General features: G+C 68.3%; 18 protein-coding genes. 8 read left to right on the forward strand and 10 right to left on the reverse strand.

Going from position 1 to position 15,851, the window contains the following annotated elements:
* Positions 1–14: 14 nt before the first annotated feature.
* Complete coding sequence (locus OC550_RS12280) at positions 15–650, reverse strand: TetR/AcrR family transcriptional regulator (protein WP_262106048.1); 636 nt, start codon at positions 648–650, stop codon at positions 15–17.
* A 127-nt stretch (positions 651–777) separates the two neighbouring features.
* Between OC550_RS12280 and OC550_RS12285 the strand changes: the two genes are divergently transcribed.
* The gene (locus tag OC550_RS12285; protein ID WP_262106049.1) at positions 778–1,308 is read left to right on the forward strand and encodes a CarD family transcriptional regulator; all 531 of its coding nucleotides are present in this window, start codon (positions 778–780) and stop codon (positions 1,306–1,308) included.
* A 25-nt stretch (positions 1,309–1,333) separates the two neighbouring features.
* Here the strand turns inward: OC550_RS12285 and OC550_RS12290 are convergent, their stop codons facing one another.
* The 6 genes from OC550_RS12290 to OC550_RS12315 form a co-directional block, all read right to left on the reverse strand.
* Complete coding sequence (locus OC550_RS12290; protein ID WP_262106050.1) at positions 1,334–2,401, reverse strand: App1 family protein; 1,068 nt, start codon at positions 2,399–2,401, stop codon at positions 1,334–1,336.
* Between the two features lie 112 nt (positions 2,402–2,513).
* A complete protein-coding gene (locus OC550_RS12295) occupies positions 2,514–3,182 on the reverse strand; it encodes a superoxide dismutase family protein (protein WP_262106051.1) in 669 nt (222 codons plus the stop codon).
* Positions 3,183–3,432: 250 nt separating this feature from the next.
* Complete coding sequence (locus OC550_RS12300) at positions 3,433–3,585, reverse strand: hypothetical protein (RefSeq protein WP_262106052.1); 153 nt, start codon at positions 3,583–3,585, stop codon at positions 3,433–3,435.
* Between the two features lie 168 nt (positions 3,586–3,753).
* A complete protein-coding gene (locus OC550_RS12305) occupies positions 3,754–4,332 on the reverse strand; it encodes an NADPH-dependent FMN reductase (protein ID WP_262106339.1) in 579 nt (192 codons plus the stop codon).
* A 212-nt stretch (positions 4,333–4,544) separates the two neighbouring features.
* Positions 4,545–5,027: an SRPBCC family protein gene (locus OC550_RS12310; RefSeq protein WP_262106053.1), complete on the reverse strand. Its 483-nt coding sequence runs from the start codon at positions 5,025–5,027 to the stop codon at positions 4,545–4,547.
* 94 nt (positions 5,028–5,121) lie between these two features.
* Entirely contained in the window at positions 5,122–5,640 is a 519-nt protein-coding gene (locus tag OC550_RS12315) for an Lrp/AsnC family transcriptional regulator (RefSeq protein WP_262106054.1), read from the reverse strand.
* A gap of 109 nt (positions 5,641–5,749) precedes the next feature.
* Between OC550_RS12315 and OC550_RS12320 the strand changes: the two genes are divergently transcribed.
* Both OC550_RS12320 and OC550_RS12325 read left to right on the forward strand, forming a co-directional pair.
* Entirely contained in the window at positions 5,750–6,997 is a 1,248-nt protein-coding gene (locus OC550_RS12320; protein ID WP_262106055.1) for an FAD-binding oxidoreductase, read from the forward strand.
* 103 nt (positions 6,998–7,100) lie between these two features.
* Positions 7,101–7,304 (forward strand): hypothetical protein, encoded by a 204-nt coding sequence (locus OC550_RS12325; protein WP_262106056.1) that lies wholly within the window; start codon positions 7,101–7,103, stop codon positions 7,302–7,304.
* Positions 7,305–7,541: 237 nt separating this feature from the next.
* Here OC550_RS12325 and OC550_RS12330 read toward each other — a convergent pair whose 3' ends face one another.
* Entirely contained in the window at positions 7,542–8,849 is a 1,308-nt protein-coding gene (locus OC550_RS12330; protein ID WP_262106057.1) for an Nramp family divalent metal transporter, read from the reverse strand.
* A 295-nt stretch (positions 8,850–9,144) separates the two neighbouring features.
* Between OC550_RS12330 and OC550_RS12335 the strand changes: the two genes are divergently transcribed.
* From OC550_RS12335 to OC550_RS12350, 4 genes are read left to right on the forward strand one after another with little or no spacing between them, the layout of a single operon-like run.
* Positions 9,145–10,674 (forward strand): aspartate aminotransferase family protein, encoded by a 1,530-nt coding sequence (locus tag OC550_RS12335; RefSeq protein ID WP_262106058.1) that lies wholly within the window; start codon positions 9,145–9,147, stop codon positions 10,672–10,674.
* Positions 10,671–12,011 (forward strand): lysine N(6)-hydroxylase/L-ornithine N(5)-oxygenase family protein, encoded by a 1,341-nt coding sequence (locus tag OC550_RS12340; RefSeq protein ID WP_262106059.1) that lies wholly within the window; start codon positions 10,671–10,673, stop codon positions 12,009–12,011. Before OC550_RS12335 ends, OC550_RS12340 begins: the two co-directional genes overlap by 4 nt.
* Positions 12,008–12,601, forward strand: coding sequence for a GNAT family N-acetyltransferase (locus tag OC550_RS12345; RefSeq protein WP_262106060.1), 594 nt, complete (start codon positions 12,008–12,010; stop codon positions 12,599–12,601). The genes OC550_RS12340 and OC550_RS12345 overlap by 4 nt, the downstream gene beginning before the upstream one ends.
* Positions 12,598–14,442 carry an IucA/IucC family siderophore biosynthesis protein gene (locus OC550_RS12350; protein ID WP_306556922.1) on the forward strand — a complete coding sequence of 615 codons (1,845 nt, stop codon included), beginning with the start codon at positions 12,598–12,600 and terminating at the stop codon, positions 14,440–14,442. The genes OC550_RS12345 and OC550_RS12350 overlap by 4 nt, the downstream gene beginning before the upstream one ends.
* A 5-nt stretch (positions 14,443–14,447) precedes the next feature.
* Here the strand turns inward: OC550_RS12350 and OC550_RS12355 are convergent, their stop codons facing one another.
* Positions 14,448–14,717, reverse strand: coding sequence for a hypothetical protein (locus OC550_RS12355; RefSeq protein WP_262106061.1), 270 nt, complete (start codon positions 14,715–14,717; stop codon positions 14,448–14,450).
* A 124-nt stretch (positions 14,718–14,841) separates the two neighbouring features.
* Here OC550_RS12355 and OC550_RS12360 point away from each other — a divergent pair, with 124 nt between their 5' ends.
* Positions 14,842–15,291, forward strand: coding sequence for a lipopolysaccharide assembly LapA domain-containing protein (locus OC550_RS12360; RefSeq protein WP_262106062.1), 450 nt, complete (start codon positions 14,842–14,844; stop codon positions 15,289–15,291).
* A 96-nt stretch (positions 15,292–15,387) separates the two neighbouring features.
* Here OC550_RS12360 and OC550_RS12365 read toward each other — a convergent pair whose 3' ends face one another.
* Positions 15,388–15,738 (reverse strand): hypothetical protein, encoded by a 351-nt coding sequence (locus OC550_RS12365; protein WP_262106063.1) that lies wholly within the window; start codon positions 15,736–15,738, stop codon positions 15,388–15,390.
* Positions 15,739–15,851: the final 113 nt, after the last annotated feature.

The raw sequence follows: 15,851 nt of genomic DNA on the forward strand, positions 1-15,851 counted from the left end.
GCCGTTCGGCAGACCTACTTAGTGAAGGCGAGGGCCCGCCGGTAAATTGCCGCAAGATCCGCGGGCCCGCCGGCTTCCAACTGCGAGGCCCAGGTGTCCAGCGAGGCGCGCACGACGACCGAGGCGACGTCGATGGCCAGCCGCAGTTCCAGCGGATCAGTCCGCTCCGGCCCGAGCCTGGCCGCCAGAGCCTGCTGCACCTCCTCGGTGCGCTCGAGGTTCTGCCGCACCATGGCCGCGCGAAGCGCCGGCTCTTTCCGGATCAGCCGGCTCACCTGCAGCATCCGTTGTGCCGCGGTCGAACCATTGTCCAGGTAGGGCTGCACCATCAGCCCGTACAGCCCGTTGACCTCCCTGCGCAGGTCGCCGCCCGGATCAACGGAGGGCAGGCCGTCGGCGAGGGCCTCGTTGAACTCCTGGTGCACCGGCAAGGCTGCTTCCTCCTTGCTGGAGAAGTAGCGGAAGAAGGTCCGCGGGGACACTCCCGCGGCAGCCGCGATATCGTCCACCGTCGTGGCCGCCACTGTGCCCTGAGCGAACAATTCGAGCGCGGCATCCGTGATTTCGGCCCTGGTCTGCTGCCGCCGTCGCTCCCGCAGGCCCTGTCCGGCCGGCTTGGTGGCGCGTAATTCCGCGGTCCTTGCGCTCATGGGCCCCTTCCAATTCTTCAGCCGGCCGCCGGTAACATCCGGAAAGCCGTGAGCTTCCACGATATCGCACATTTGCGCTCCCCATGCCAATATGGCAGTATCTGCCACAATGGCATGAGAGGACAAAATGAAACTTACAGTGGGCGAAAACCTTGTCTACCCGCCGCACGGCGCCGTCACGGTCACGGGTCTGACCAACCGGACTTTCAAAGAGACCGAGACCTCCTATGTTCAGTTCCGCGTCCACCACGATGGCCTGACCATCGAGGTGCCCGCAGCTAAGGCCAAGGACCTCGGCGTCCGCCCTGCCATCGGCAAGAAGGGCGTGCAGAAAATCGTGAGCATCCTGCGCCAGCCGGCCTCGATGGAAAAGGAAATCTGGTCGCGCCGTTTCAAGGCGAACCAGGAGAAGATCACCACCGGCGATGTCTATAAGGTGTCCGAAGTCGTCCGCGACCTCACCCGGCGGCTGCAGGCAGGACTGGCACCGGCCGGCGAAAAGCGGCAGCTGGACCAGGCCCGCCGCATCCTGGTGTCCGAGCTGGCCCTGTCCGAGCAGACGGACGCCGACGGCGCCGGCGCCATCATCGACGACATCCTGCTCCCCGAGGACGTACAGCAGGAAGGTACGACGGCGAAGCGCGCCAAGGCGAGCTGAGCGCCTCAGCGGGGCCCGCCGGGGCTCAGTCCGCGGTGATGATCCCCAGCTCGCGCAGCTGGGCGGTGATGCCGGCCCCGTCCGGCGCGTAGATCCACGGAATGCCGGGCGTGGCATTGCCGGGCTTTGCCTGCGAGCGGCCGCCGGCGAGCACGGCCTCACTGACCGAAAGCTGGCGGATGGCGATGGCCGCCACATGGTCCGGGTAGCGCTGGGCGAAGCCGGCGTAGATCGCTTCGTCGTGCTGGCCGTCGTCCCCGATCAGCAGCCACTTCACCTGCGGGAACTCCTGGGCCAGGCGCATCAGCTGCGTGGTCTTGTGTTCCATGCCGCTGCGGAACCACCGGTCCTTGGTGGGCCCCCAGTCCGTCAGCAGCAGCGCACCGTCCGGGTACATGTTGCGCGTGAGGAAGCGCGTGAGCGTCTGCGCCACGTTCCAGGCGCCGGTCGATAGATAGAGCACCGGGCTGCCAGGGTGCTGGCGGGTGACGCGTTCGAGCATCACGGCCATCCCCGGAGTCGCGTTGCGCGCGTGCTCATCCAGCACGAAGGTGTTCCAGGCGGCGAGCATCGGACGCGGGAGCGCGGTGACCATCACGGTGTCGTCGACGTCAGACACCACACCGAACGTCTTGGCGGACGGGACGATGTACACCGGCGCCTCCACCGGCGTCGAGCCTTCGCAGCTGAGGCGGACGGTGTTCCACCCCTCGGGCAGGTCCGCCGGGACGTGCGCGTCGATGACGCCGCCCCGGTCCGCGGTAACCTCGTGCTGCTGGCCGTCGACCTGGATGCTGACCTTGGCGCTGGCCACAGGCGGGCTGATGAAATTGCGCCACCCGCGGATGCCGTCCGCGATGAGCCTGGAAGAGACCCGGCCGTTCTCGAATGCGTCCGGCTTGGCCATCACGACCCGCCCCAGCACGCGGACCCAGCCCGCCGACCCGTAGCCAGTGAACGGCAGAACGGTCGCCAGGTCCCCGCGCTCCCGCGCACGGCTTTCACGCCAGATCTGCCACCGGTCCTCGATCCGCATGCCGATGTGCGCGGCCTTGTCCTGGATCTCGGTCTTGTGTTCCGTCCGCGATGACATACCGACAGTTTGCCACGCTGGAGCGGCCGCGGCGTAAACCGGACCCATTCCGCGCAGCCGCGGATGCGCCCGGATGGTGGGCCCGGACGATGCGCCGGCGGCCGGAGCGGCCCTACTGCCGGATATTGATGCAGGCCAGCCGGTCGCCGGCAGTCCCCGCCTTGCCCGCCTCGGTCATCGTCGGCATAGCGTGGATGACCACGGACTGGCCCTCGCCCTCGCGCAGCGTCCAACCGACCTTGCTTTCGGCCTCGCCCTCGCCCTTGCTGTCAGTGGTGAAGTCGAGCCAGACCTCGTTCTGCGGATTGGCATACTTCGGATCGGTCGATGGCTTTTGCGGATCAGCCTTGTCCTGGTAATGCGGGCCGGCGTCGTCCGGGCTCTCGCCGCAGGCGGCGACGTGCACGTGCGAACCGAAGGCCGTGTCCGCCTCCAGCCCCTCGACCTTCAGCTTGACCTTGGTGCCACCGTCTTCGTTTTCGGCTTCCACCTCGACCTCAGCCCCGACGGGCACGCGCTGGGGGTCGTAGGTGATGGCGGTGGCGCCCGCGGAGTAGGACTCGAACTTGGCCGACACCTCGCTTTCGGCGCCGGCCGGCGTGCTCGGCGAGCCGCTCGCAGCCGGCCCACCGGGCGTGGCGCCCGGGGTGGTTGGCACCGCCGTCTGCGGGGAGGGGTTATCGGGCAGTTCCTGGTCAGGTTCGGCAGGTCCGCAGGCTGTCAGGACCATTGCCAGCGCCGCGGCGCCGAGCAGCGGGAATCCGTACTTGTTCTCCATCATCGGCTCCTGAATCGGTGATTGGCTTACGATTCGCAGCCTACCCACCTGGCCGCGGACCCGACAGGGCACACTGGCGATCGATCCGACGGAAACCGGCGTCCGCCGCCGTTGCTGGCGCATGCCGCCACAGGGCCCGCACTACCGGCAACGGGAGTGCACGTGCCCGGCAACCCCGTTCAGTGGCCCGGCCACATGAAAATGCCCCGCGCCTGTGCGGGGCACTTCCTCTTCCAGCCTCCTGCGTGGAAGGTCAGTCCGTTTCCGGGACCGCCTCCTTGCTGGGCCCGTCCTCGTGCCCGAGCGGCTCGTCCAATTCCACATCCTCATGGGCTGAAGTTCCCGTGGTGCCGGGATCCGGGACCGGCTGGTCCGCACTCTGTTGCATCTGGTCCTGCGTTCGCATTGTCCGCCTCCTGCAGGCTGGCGCCTCTGACTTCCCCCGGCCGGCCGGCCTGCCCAACTGCCGGTACTTCCACATTAACAGTGTGGCGTTCCATTGGTAAGGACTAAAGGAAAACCGCCCCGCCGCACTCAGCGGCAGGGCGGTTTTCGATAGTCTGGCGCGGCCCGGTCAGGCGGCGGCGACGGCCTGTTCGCTGCGGACGGCCGCGAAGCCCTTGGCCCACGGAACCAGCTGGTCCACCATGGGCGCCAGCGTTCCGGCGTTCTGTTCCGTCGGCTTGAAGTCGGCGAAGTTCTCGAAGTCGGTGAACAGGCTGAACATGACCTGGTTCCGGACCACGGCAACCTGCAGTTCGGCCAGGATGTTGCGCAGGTGCTCCGCGGAGCGGACGCCGCCCATGGAACCGTAGGAGACGATGCCGGCGGCCTTGTTGTTGAACTCGACGTTCAGGAAGGACAGGGCGTTGGTCAGGGCCGGGCCCACCGTGTGGTTGTACTCGTTGGCGACGAAGATGAAGCCGTCGAAGGCGGCGATCTTCCCGGACCAGGCCTTGGTGTGCTCGTTCTGGTAGCTCTGGTAGGCGGCGGGCGCCGGCTCGTCCAGCAGCGGCAGGTTGAAGTCGTTGATGTCGACAAGCTCGAACACGGCGTCGCTGCGCTCGGCCAGTTCGGCCATCACCCAGTCGGCCACGGAGTTGTTGACGCGCCCGGGCCGGGTGCTGCCGGTAACGACGGCGATGCGCGGCAGGGACTGTTCGGCCACCTGCTCGGCGGGTGCGGCGACGGGAGCAGCAGCGTGTTTGCCGGTAGGAGCCTCAGCGGGAGTTGGCGTGCTCTCGGTGCGCGCCTTGGACGAAAAGAGCTTCTTGAACCAGGACATCTCTACCTTCACAAGTTGGTTGACGTTTCAATCACTGTCGCAGAACCTGATTGACACGTCAACAACACCGCGCGCCCTTGCTAGGCGGAGGATTCATATTCTGCTACCGTCCGCAAACGTTCAAGGCTCGCTCTGATCCCTTCGTGCATGGTCCGGCGGCGGTTCTTGTCCGTGCCCATGCCACTGACCAGGACCCAGCCGATGCGGGTAATCGGACGGACCACGAGGTAGGACTCCGTGACGCGGGTGCCGTCGGCTTCCGGCTCGAACCGGTACCGCCATTGCACCGTGCCGCAGAGTCGCTCCGTCCGGGCGAAGGTGAACTCCCTGCCGGGCTCGGCCGCTGTGACGATGGGAGTGTTGTGCCAGGAGAACTTTCCGATGGTGTTCGTCGCCCGGAACCTCGCTCCGGCCGCCGGCCCCTGTGCGCCCTTCACCCACTTGGCTGCACTGACCTCCGGGCTGTATTCGGGCGTCCTGGTGACGTCCGCAACCAGTTTGTAGACGGCTTCCGGCGCGGCGTTGATATGGATGCTCAGTTCGTCCTGATCCAACGTCTGCATGCCGCCAACCCCTTACTCGCCGCGCCGCCCGTCCCGGATTTCAGCATCGGCCTGCCGGCCCGTCGCGTCAAGGCCCGAATCGGCGGGTGCGCGTTCAGCCCGCCGGGCGCGCCGCGCCGGGCCTGACGTAGTCGAAGAGCACCGCGGTGCTGGTGCCGGCGACTTCCGGCCGGACGCTGAGATTGTTGGCGACCAGCTCCCGCAGCGCATCCGAGTCCGGAACGGCGACATGGATGAGGAAGTCCCGGTCTCCGGTCACAAAGAAGATGCCCTCCACGGCCGGCAGTTCGGCCAGGTACTCCTCGAAGCGCGTCAGATTGGCGCGCGCGTGGGCCTGCAGCCGTATCGAAATCAGCGCCTGCAGTCCGCGGCCGACGGCGGCGGGGTCCACGTCGGCGTGGAAGCCGCGGATGACGCCGCGCTCCTGCAGCGACCTTATCCTCGCATGGCAGGTCGAGGCGGCGATGCCCGCCGCTGCCGCGATGGCATTGTTCGGCAGGCGCGCATCATCCTGCAGCAGGCGCAGGATCAACCGGTCCGTGCCATCCAATTCAGCGCCCCGAAGGTTCTTCGGCCCAGCGGGGGTGCTGCGCCGGGTTCCCGCAGTATTCATGCCTGACCGCCCTTCTCGACGAATGATCTTCAATCTTAGTGCAACGTCTCCTCCAAATATTCACAATGAAGCTAGAGTACGTGTCGTAGATCACGACCAAGGAGAGTGTATGTATTCGCGTTCCCGCAAGCCGCAGACCGCCGTCGTTGTTGGGGCCGGAATGGTGGGCCTGTCCACCGCGTGGCACCTGCAGGAACACGGGATCGAGGTGACGGTCGTCGACCGGTCCGGCGTCGCCGCCGGCGCCTCCTGGGGCAATGCCGGATGGCTGACGCCCGGTATGGCCATGCCGCTGGCCGACCCGACCCTGTGGTCCTACGCCCCCAAGGCACTGCTGGACGCGACCGCCCCGCTGCATATCCCGGCACGGCTGGACGTCAGGCTGTGGATGTTCCTGGCGCGGTTCGGGCTGCATGCCACGTCCAGGGCGTGGAAGCGCACGATGGATGCGCTGACGCCCATCGACCGGATCGCGCTCGATGCCTTCGACGAGTTGACCTCGAACGGAGTGGACTCCTGGACCCGCAGCGGGCCGTTCATCGTCGGCTTCGAGAACGAGCAGGAGAGCAAGCCGTTCATCCACGAGATCCAGCAGGTGGAGCGGGCCGGGCAAAGCGTGCCGCTGCGGCCGCTCGAGAACCCGCGGCTGAAGGTGCCGCAGCTTTCCGCCGGGGTCAGCACCGTCCTCGAGATGGACGGCCAGCGCTTCATCGAACCCGGGCCGTTCGTCGAGGCCCTTGCGGACGCCGTGCGGGCACGCGGCGCGTCCATCATCTCCGGCGCCGACGTGCGCGGGCTGCGGCACGGCCCGGGCGGGATCGCGGTGGACAGTTACGGGCACGATCCGCTGTCCGCCGACGTCGTGGTCCTGGCCACCGGCGCGTGGCTGCCGAAGCTGGCCAAGCCGCTCGGGGTGCGGACGCAGATCCAGGCCGGCCGCGGGTACTCGTTCAGCGTCGCGACCGAGGAGCCGGCCGAGTTCCCGATCTACTTCCCGGCCCGCCGCGTCGCGTGCACCCCGTACCAGGGGCGGCTGCGGATCGCCGGCACCATGGAGTTCCGCGGACCGGACGAGCCGCTGCAGACGGGCAGGATCGAGGCCATCCTCGCCGCCGTGCGGCCGCTCTTCACCGGCCTGGACCTGGAGCAGCTCGAGGACCTCTGGGTTGGCCCGCGCCCGGTGACTCCGGACGGGCTGCCGGTCATCGGCGCCACCCGCTCCCCCGGCGTCTTCGTTGCCGGCGGCCACGGCATGTGGGGCATCGTCCTCGGCCCGGCCACGGGCAAACTGCTCGCGGGCCAGATCGTCAACGGCACCGTGCCCGAGGAGCTCAAGCCCTTCGATCCGCTGCGTTAGCGGTCCGCGCCGAGAGGTTCCGGCCACCCGCAAGGCGGCTCCGGGGCGATGACAGCCGCCAGCGGCAGGTCTAGCATGGACTTCACGCAGGAAGGTGGCGGTCATGGAAGCGCTGACGATACCCGATCTGGAGCCACGGATCATGGAGGGGCTCCGCATCCTGGCCGAGTCCCACGGGCGAACGCTGGAAGCTGAGGCGCGGGCCATTCTGTGCCGCGCCGCACGGGGACTGACGGAAGCCGACGAGTTCCTGGCCTCGATGGTCGGCGAGCCCGGGCCTGATAAGCCCAAGCACTCAGCGACCTAGAGCCGCAAGCGCTGGCCGGACCGTCCGGTGAGGACGCGTTCCGTGAGGGCGGGCATGGCGTCGTCTCCATTGCGCCGCTCATGGCGGCGCCCGCCCATGACGATGAGGCGCACGGCGGACGTTGACGCCGATGCCCCGCCATCCGCCGTCGTCGTTAAAGCACACTGCCTGCGCACCGCTAGGGTGCGCAGGCAGTGCCGCCGGCCAGCCTCAACGGACCCGCTTTGGCGAGAACTGTCAGCCGCCGAAGACCGGAGCAATCGCCTTCACCAGCTGCTGGATGCCGAGGACGCCGAACAGCAGGGCACACACGCCCAGGGCGATGTTGGTGTGCAGCCGGTTGGCCCATTCCTTGGGAACGCGCTTGCCGTTGAGGAGGCCCAGCAGGGTCAGCGCCAGGAACGGCATGAACAGCGAACCGAGCACGCCGTATGCCAGGATCAGCGCGATCGGCTTGCCCAGGGCAAACAGGATCATGGGCGGGAACGTCAGCCAGAGCACGTAGAACTTGAAGTACTTGCCGCCGACGCGGGTGTCCGGGTGGCCCGATTCCTTCTTGCGCATGTGGCCCCAGAAGTCGGCGAACATGAGGGACACGCCGTTCCAGACGCCGATGATGGAGGAGAACGAGGCGGCCCAGAATCCGACCAGGAAGCTGGTGCCGATGACCTCGCCGTAGCGGGCGTTGAGGACCTCGGCCAGGTCCAGCAGGCCTTCGTCGCCGCCGCTGATCGAGACACCCGCGGAACGGACCACCTCGGCGCCGACAACCAGCATGGCCAGGACGAAGATGCCGGTCATGATGTAGGCGACCGAGTTGTCGATCCGCATGACGCGCATCCACTTGGGGGTGTACCAGCCCTTTTCACGCAGCCAGTAGCCGTAGGCGGCGAGCGTGATGGTGCCGCCGACGCCGCCGGCGAGGGCCAAGGTGGACAGCAGGCCGCCCTCTTCCGGAATGGACGGGACCAGGCCCTTCAGCATTTCGGGGATGTTGGGCATGGCGATGACCGCCAGTCCGACGACGGTGACGAACATGATGCCCACCAGCACGGCGGTGATCTTCTCGAACGTCGCGTATTTGCCGAACCAGACCATGACGAAGCCGGCCAGGCCCATCAGGATGGCCCAGGCCCACAACGGCAGCACCGGGAACAGCGCGGCGAGCGGCAGGGCCGCCGAGGACATGGCCGTACCGCCGTAGACGAAACCCCAAATGAGGATGTACGGGCCGAAGTACCAGGTGGTCCAGCGGCCCAGCGAGCGCCAGCCCTCGAAGATCGTTTTGCCCGTGGCGAGGGTGTAGCGGCCGGCGCCCTCGACCAGGACGATCTTCAGGATGACGCCGACAATCACGGCCCAGAACAGCTGGTAGCCGAACTGGGAGCCGGCCACGAGCGTGGCCACCATGTCCGCAGCACCGACGCCGGTGGCCGCGACCACGAGGCCCGGGCCGATAATTTTCCATTTCGCGGGTGCGCCGCCGTCGTTGTCGACACGGTCGGCGTGGTTCACCGTCCCCGCGGGGATGTTTTCAGAGGACATTTGTGGGGAATTCCTTACCTATCAGAGTGCGCGAGCCGCTGGCCGCCGTGTCCCGGCCGTCACAGGGCCCCGTGTATTCTCCCACAGGATCCGACCGGTCAGTCGGTAATTCCCCTCGGACGCGAAACGGCGGCGTAATCTACCACCACCGGATCTTCAGGTGAAGGGCCAAACAGGGGCAAATCCGGATGCGAAGCCGGATTTCAAAATTACGACACAAAAGTTTGCTGTTAAGGATCACCTAAGTAAGGCTTGCCTATGTTCTGACCGGCTCGGCCTACAAGGAGTCCTCCCCATGACCCTCTCGCCCCAACTCGACGACCTAAGGTTCGGCTCCGCCGTCGGACTTGCCCCGGAACCGGGCGGGCAGCTGCTCAATCCGCGGAACGCGGAACGGTATGCAGCGGACGTGCTGCAGGCCGTCAACGCCGTGGCGGCCAAGATCGCGGCGACGGGCAAACCATTCACCGGCATGTCCTCTGCACAGCTGCGTCCCGCCGTCGACGCGATCGATCTGGACCGCCCCCTGTGCGAGACGGCCGCGGCCTTGGAGGAACTCGAAACCGTCTACCTGCGCGACGCGGTCTACTTCCACGACACCAAGTACGCCGCCCATCTGAACTGCCCGGTGGTGATCCCCGCGCTGGTGGCCGAGGCGGTGCTCTCCGCGGTCAATTCTTCGCTGGACACCTGGGACCAGAGTGCGGGCGCCACGCTCATCGAGCGCCGGCTGGTCAGCTGGACGGCGGAAAGGCTGGGGCTCGGCCCTGCGGCCGACGGCGTCTTCACCAGCGGCGGCACGCAGTCCAACCTCCAGGCGCTGCTGCTGGCCCGCAACCACGCGGTCGAACAGCGGCACGGGGTGGACGGCGGCCTGCGGTTGCCGCAAGCCCTCGCCCCGCTGCGGATCTTCGCCTCCCGCGCCTGCCACTTCAGCATCGCCAAGTCCGCCGCGCTGCTGGGGTTGGGGTACGACGCCGTGATTCCCGTCGAGTGCGACCGTCACCGCAGGATGGATCCGGACGCGCTGCGCACGGCCCTCGCGGACAGCCGGGCCCGCGGCGAGCACCCCATGGCGGTGGTGGCCACCGCGGGCACCACCGACTTCGGCAGCATCGATCCGCTGGGGCCGGTGGCTCGGCTGGCGCGCGAGGCCGGCAGCTGGCTGCACGTGGACGCGGCGTACGGCGGCGGCCTGCTGGCATCGCTGCGCTACCGGCACCTGCTGGACGGCATTGCCGCCGCAGACTCCGTCACCGTGGACTTCCACAAGACGTTCTTCCAGCCGGTCAGCTCCAGCGCCGTGCTGGTCCGGGACGGCTCGATGCTGCGCCACGTCACGTTCCATGCCGACTACCTGAACCCGGCGAGCGCGGCCGGCGAGCAGATTCCCAACCAGGTGGACAAGAGCCTGCAGACCACCCGGCGGTTCGACGCCCTCAAACTGTGGCTGACGCTGCGCATGATGGGTGCGGATGCGATCGGCACGCTGCTCGACACGGCGATCGACCTGACCTTCCGGACCGCACGGCTGCTGGAAGCGGACCCGGATTTCGAACTGGCCGCTCCCCCGCAGCTGAGCACCATCGTCTTCCGCTACCGTCCCGCGGGCGTCGGCCAGGACTGCGCCGACAACCTCAACCGCCATATTCGGCGCGCGCTCTTCGCCTCTGGCGATGCGGTGGTCGCCGGAACCACTGTGGACGGCCGGCACTTCCTGAAACTCACGCTCCTCAACGCCGAGACCACCCTGGCCGACCTGGCCGGGATCCTGGAGCTCGTCAGCCGCACCGGCGATGCCTGGTTGAACGGAGGCGAAGCATGAGCACCCGAGTCCACGATTACCTCGCGATCGGCGCCGGGCCGTTCAACCTGGGGCTGGCGGCCCTGGCCGAACCCATCGCGGAGCTCGACGGCCTCGTCCTCGAGTCCCGCCCCGGGTTCGACTGGCATCCCGGCATGATGCTCGAGGGCTCGCACCTGCAGGTCCCGTTCATGGCGGACCTCGTCACGATGGCGGATCCGACCTCGCCGTACTCCTTCCTGAACTACCTGAAGCAGGCCGACCGGCTGTACCGCTTCTACATCCGCGAGGACTTCTACCCGCTCCGCGCCGAGTTCAACGCCTACTGCCAGTGGGTCGCCGGCCGGCTGCCGAACGTGCTGTTCGGCGAACACGTGACCGGCATCGACTACAGCAGCGGCCTCTACCGCGTGCGCTCCCGGAACCGCAGCGGGGAGACCGTGCGCAGCGCCCGCCGGCTCGTGCTCGGCACCGGCACCGTGCCCTACGTACCGACTGCCTGCCGGGACATTGTCGGCGCCGGCGGGGCCGCCCTGCATAACTCCGGGTATCTGGCGCGGAAGGCCGAGCTGCAGGCCAGCCCCAGCATCACGATCGTGGGCAGCGGCCAGAGCGCCGCGGAGATCTACTACGAACTGCTCCAGGACATCGATGCCCACGGCTACGAACTCAACTGGGTCACCCGCTCCGGCCGGTACTTCCCGCTGGAATACACCAAGCTGACCCTTGAACTGACCTCGCCCGAGTACGTGGACTACTTCCACGCCCTCCCCGGCGGCACCCGGCAGCAGCTCAATGCGGAGCAGAAGAACCTCTATAAGGGCATCGACGGGACGTTGGTCAATGCGATCTACGACCTGCTCTACGCGAAGAGCCTCGCCGGCCCGGTCCGCACCCGGCTGCTGCCGGGCTCCGCCGTGACCGGCGCCTCCTATGACCCGGCCTCCGGCCTCCACCGGCTGGAACTGCACCACGGCGAACAGGACCGCCGCCACCGCCTGGACAGCGCCGCCGTCGTGCTCGCCACCGGCTATCAGTACCGCGAACCGGACTTCCTCGCCGGCATCGGCCACCGCATCCGCCGCGGGCCGGACGGACGGTTCGACGTCTCCCGCAACTACAGCATCGGCACCGAGCCGGCCGAAATCTTCGTGCAGAACGCCGAGCTGCACACCCACGGCTTCGTGACGCCGGACCTGGGGATGGCCGCCTACCGGAATTCCTGCATCATCCGCGACATGCTCGGCTGGGAGTACTACCCCGTGGAGCGGCGCATCGCCTTCCAGGAGTTCGGAGCGCCGCCGCCGGGCGCGGCAGGTCCGGTTCCGGTTCCCGCGGGCGCGGAGGCCGTCCGATGAGCGCGCCGCCGACGTTCCGCTTCGTGCCGGCGGACCCCCAACTCCATGGCGAGCTGCTCCACGGCTGGGTCACGCGCGACTACGCCCGCTTTTGGGGCATGCTCGAGGCCTCCCCCGACGACGTCCGAGGCGAGCTCGCCGGCATCGCCGCCAACCCGCACCATGAGGCCTGGCTGGGGTACGACGGCGGCGTTCCCGCCTTTCTGATGGAGCGGTACCTGCCGCAGCATTCGCCCTTGGCCGGGTTCTATCCGGCGGCGGAGGGCGACATCGGGATGCACCTGCTGGTGGGGCCACCGGACGCACCCCGGGCGGGGTACACCACGGCGGTCTTCCGCAGCGTGCTGGAATTCCTTTTCTCCTCCCCCACCGTCCGCCGGATCGTCGTCGAGCCGGACGTCCGCAACACCAAGATCCTGGCCCTGAACCGGCGCCTGGGCTTCGTCCGGCAGAACCGCATCCGGCTGCCGGACAAGGAGGCCTGGCTGAGCTTCTGCAGCCGTGAGGACTTCGCCCGCGCCAGCCTCTCCCTCTCCGTCCCGACTTCAGCCCGAACTTCCACCCGCACGCCCGAAGGAGCCACCCCATGACCGCCACAGCACTCCCCGACAGCATGACGCCCGGCCGCCCGGCCATGCCGGACCCCGCCCACCTGCGGGCCGATGCCTGGGCCGCCGCCAACCGCCGGCTGGTCCGCAAGGCGATCGCCGAGTTCTCGCACGAGCGCCTCCTGCACCCCGAGCCCTTGGGCGGCGGCGCCTACCGGCTCGCCTCCGACGACGGCACGTCGGTCTACCACTTCGCCGCCGACCGGCTGGAACTGGACCACTGGAGCATTCCCGCCGCCAGCATCCACCGGGTGCGCCAAGGCAGGGAACTAGCGCCGGACGCGCTGGACTTCATCCTGGAGTTCCGGCGCGCCCTGGGCATCGGCGAGGACATGCTGCCGGTGTACCTCGAGGAAATCAGCAGCACGCTGGCCGGGCACGCCTACAAGCTCACGGCCCAGGACCCCGGCGCGCCCCGGCTCGCCGCAGGATCCAGCGCCGGCCAGGACCCGGCGTCGGACTTCCAGGAGATCGAACGGAGCATGTCGGAGGGACATCCCTGCTTCGTGGCGAACAACGGCCGGCTGGGCTTCGGGCTCACCGACTACCTTGCCTATGCGCCGGAAACCGGCCAGCCGGTGCGGCTGGTCTGGATCGCCGTCCACCGCGACCACGCCGCGTTCAGCGCGCTGCCCGGGCTCGGCCTCCGCGAACATCTGGCCGCTGAACTGGGCAGCGGCATGCTGGCCGCCTTCGAAGCGGAGCTGGAAGCCCGCGGCCTGCTGCCGGAGGACTACCTGATGATGCCGGTGCATCCGTGGCAATGGGAGAACAAGCTGGCGGTGACCTTCGCCGCGGAGATCGCCCAGTCCCGGATCGTCCTGCTCGGCGAAGGGACGGAGAGCTACCAGGCCCAGCAGTCGATCCGCACCTTCTTCAACCGGACCGCGCCGCACAAGGGCTACGTGAAGACGGCGCTGTCCGTGCTCAACATGGGATTCATGCGGGGGCTCTCGGCGGAGTACATGGCCGCGACGCCGGCGATCAACCAGTGGCTGCACGAGCTGGTCTCGGCCGATCCGACGCTGCGGCGGCACGGCTTCAGCATTCTCCGCGAAACTGCGGCGATCGGCTACCGGAACCGGTACTACGAAGAGGGCGCACCGAGCGGTTCGGGCCACCGCAAGATGCTCGCCGCGCTGTGGCGGGAGAGTCCGCTGCCGCAGCTCAAGCCGGGGCAGCAGCTGGCTACCATGGCTTCCCTGCTGCACCTTGACGGCTCAGGGCGCCCGCTGGTGTCGGAATACATCCGGCGGTCAGGGCTGCCCGCCGCTGAATGGCTGCGGCGGTACCTGGAGGCCTACCTGGTGCCGCTGCTGCACTGCTTCTACCGGTACCAGCTCGTGAGCATGCCGCACGGCGAGAACATCATCCTCGTGCTTGAGGACGGCGTCCCGGTGCGGGCCATCCTGAAGGACATCGGCGAAGAGGTCGTGCTCATGGCAGACACCGTCCGGCTGCCGGACGAGGCCGCCCGCGTCCGCGTCAACGTGCCGGAGCAGGACAAGCTGCTGTCCATCTTCACCGACGTCTTCGACTGCTTCTTCCGCTTTCTCGCCGCCATCCTGGACGACGACGGGCAGTTGGAGGAGACCGCCTTCTGGCGCACGGTCGCCGCGACCGTGGCGGCCTACCAGGCGGGGCATGAGGACCTGCGGGCGGAGTTCGCCAAGTACGACCTCTTTGCCCCGGAGTTCGCACTCTCGTGCCTGAACCGCCTGCAGCTGCGCAACAACCGGCAGATGCTGGACCTCGCCGATCCCTCCGGCAGCCTGCAGTTCGCCGGAACACTGGCCAATCCGCTGGCCAGGTTCCGGCCCTGAGCCTGTCAGTCGCTGGGCGTGGTGTCCGTGGTCAGGCCCCGGTCATCCGAGGTCTGCCGGTCCTTCTCCTCGGCGGGACCGGCGGCCTCGTCCGGCTCCGGAGCGTCCGTACCCGTGCCCGCGGTCTCCGGGGCCGCTTCCGGAGTCTCCTCCGGTTCAAAGGTCGAGTCAGCCCCACCTGCGCCCACTCCGACGCCGTTCCGGGTATTGGGGATGGTGCCTTCCGGGCCGGTTTTGCCGTCGGCGCGGGACTGGGAACCGTTGTCTTCGCTCATGGCCGTCTCCTTGGGTCGGCGGGTGCAGAATGCGGCCCGGGGGCCGTAGACTCCACGCTAACAGCGGAACCGCACGTTGGTCAGCAGGCTTACCTGATCCGCTGGACAGAAGGGAAACCGTGCCATGGCAGACCAAACCCCAACCAACCGACCGGCCGAACGCGCAAGGACCGCGAGCCGCACCGCGATGATCTGGGTCTTCACGATCGCGGCCCTCCTCCTGCTCGTCCTCTTAATCATCTTCATCCTGCAGAACCAGGACGCCGTCCTGGTCCGCTACTTCGGGCTGGAGGGGCAGTTGCCCTTGGGTGTCGCCCTGCTCATCGCCGCCGTCGCGGGCGGCCTGCTGGTCGCGATCTCCGGCATCGCCCGGGTGACCGCGCTGCGGATCAAGGCCCGCCGCACGGGGAAGCGGCACAACGGACGCCCGGCCCCCGGCGCGGCCGACCCGGACGCGACCGAGGCACCGGTTTCGGAACCGCGCCGTCTTGACGCGGGAGCCGGCGATGCCGGCTCACCCGAAGCCGCCGCAGAGCCGCCGGCCGGAAGTCGGGACCGCTTCCCGGAGGGGTAGCCGGACGCCCGGGGAGTTCACCGGGACAGGGATTGCCGGCACATTCCGGCGGCCCGCAGCTGTTGCCCTCGAGCGGCTGCTATCTGCTCGCGGCTGTTAACCGCTGGAGGACGTCTCCGTGGTTAGGCCCCGGTCGTCCGGAGTCTCCCGGTCCAGTTCCTCGGCCGGCCCCGGGGTCACGCCCGGTTCCGGGAACGCGGTGTGCTCCGGGCTGGCCAGCGGGTCGTCGGCGGAGGCGACCTCGGGTGCACCGAGGTCGGGCGACTGTTCCTCGTACGCCACCGGCTCGGGCCCCGGGTAGGGCGCCTCGGCCGCCTGTTCTCCGCTGCCCTCATGGTCCTGCTCCGGCTCAGCCGTCTGCTCCTGCTCCGGCGCCGCCTCCTGCGCCCGCCGGTCCTGGTCGTCCTGCGTCGGACGGTCCTCTGCTGCTTCCGGTTCCTCGCTCATCGAGTGCTCCTCGCCTTGGCGCTGCATTGCGCACGGCATCGGCCGCGCACAGCCCACGCTAACCGGCCCGGCGGTACCGGTAAAGGGAGCATGAGCGCCGGGCGGCGGAACGT

Source organism: Arthrobacter sp. Marseille-P9274, from assembly GCF_946892675.1.
Taxonomy (GTDB): domain Bacteria; phylum Actinomycetota; class Actinomycetes; order Actinomycetales; family Micrococcaceae; genus Crystallibacter.

What these genes read in the sequence shown, in the direction of transcription:
- OC550_RS12280 (WP_262106048.1), bottom strand. Translation starts at nt 650, where the DNA reads ATGAGCGCAAGGACCGCGGAATTACGCGCCACCAAGCCGGCCGGACAG.
- OC550_RS12285 (WP_262106049.1), top strand. Translation starts at nt 778, where the DNA reads ATGAAACTTACAGTGGGCGAAAACCTTGTCTACCCGCCGCACGGCGCC.
- OC550_RS12290 (WP_262106050.1), bottom strand. Translation starts at nt 2,401, where the DNA reads ATGTCATCGCGGACGGAACACAAGACCGAGATCCAGGACAAGGCCGCG.
- OC550_RS12295 (WP_262106051.1), bottom strand. Translation starts at nt 3,182, where the DNA reads ATGATGGAGAACAAGTACGGATTCCCGCTGCTCGGCGCCGCGGCGCTG.
- OC550_RS12300 (WP_262106052.1), bottom strand. Translation starts at nt 3,585, where the DNA reads ATGCGAACGCAGGACCAGATGCAACAGAGTGCGGACCAGCCGGTCCCG.
- OC550_RS12310 (WP_262106053.1), bottom strand. Translation starts at nt 5,027, where the DNA reads ATGCAGACGTTGGATCAGGACGAACTGAGCATCCATATCAACGCCGCG.
- OC550_RS12315 (WP_262106054.1), bottom strand. Translation starts at nt 5,640, where the DNA reads ATGAATACTGCGGGAACCCGGCGCAGCACCCCCGCTGGGCCGAAGAAC.
- OC550_RS12320 (WP_262106055.1), top strand. Translation starts at nt 5,750, where the DNA reads ATGTATTCGCGTTCCCGCAAGCCGCAGACCGCCGTCGTTGTTGGGGCC.
- OC550_RS12325 (WP_262106056.1), top strand. Translation starts at nt 7,101, where the DNA reads ATGGAAGCGCTGACGATACCCGATCTGGAGCCACGGATCATGGAGGGG.
- OC550_RS12330 (WP_262106057.1), bottom strand. Translation starts at nt 8,849, where the DNA reads ATGTCCTCTGAAAACATCCCCGCGGGGACGGTGAACCACGCCGACCGT.
- OC550_RS12335 (WP_262106058.1), top strand. Translation starts at nt 9,145, where the DNA reads ATGACCCTCTCGCCCCAACTCGACGACCTAAGGTTCGGCTCCGCCGTC.
- OC550_RS12340 (WP_262106059.1), top strand. Translation starts at nt 10,671, where the DNA reads ATGAGCACCCGAGTCCACGATTACCTCGCGATCGGCGCCGGGCCGTTC.
- OC550_RS12345 (WP_262106060.1), top strand. Translation starts at nt 12,008, where the DNA reads ATGAGCGCGCCGCCGACGTTCCGCTTCGTGCCGGCGGACCCCCAACTC.
- OC550_RS12350 (WP_306556922.1), top strand. Translation starts at nt 12,598, where the DNA reads ATGACCGCCACAGCACTCCCCGACAGCATGACGCCCGGCCGCCCGGCC.
- OC550_RS12355 (WP_262106061.1), bottom strand. Translation starts at nt 14,717, where the DNA reads ATGAGCGAAGACAACGGTTCCCAGTCCCGCGCCGACGGCAAAACCGGC.
- OC550_RS12360 (WP_262106062.1), top strand. Translation starts at nt 14,842, where the DNA reads ATGGCAGACCAAACCCCAACCAACCGACCGGCCGAACGCGCAAGGACC.
- OC550_RS12365 (WP_262106063.1), bottom strand. Translation starts at nt 15,738, where the DNA reads ATGAGCGAGGAACCGGAAGCAGCAGAGGACCGTCCGACGCAGGACGAC.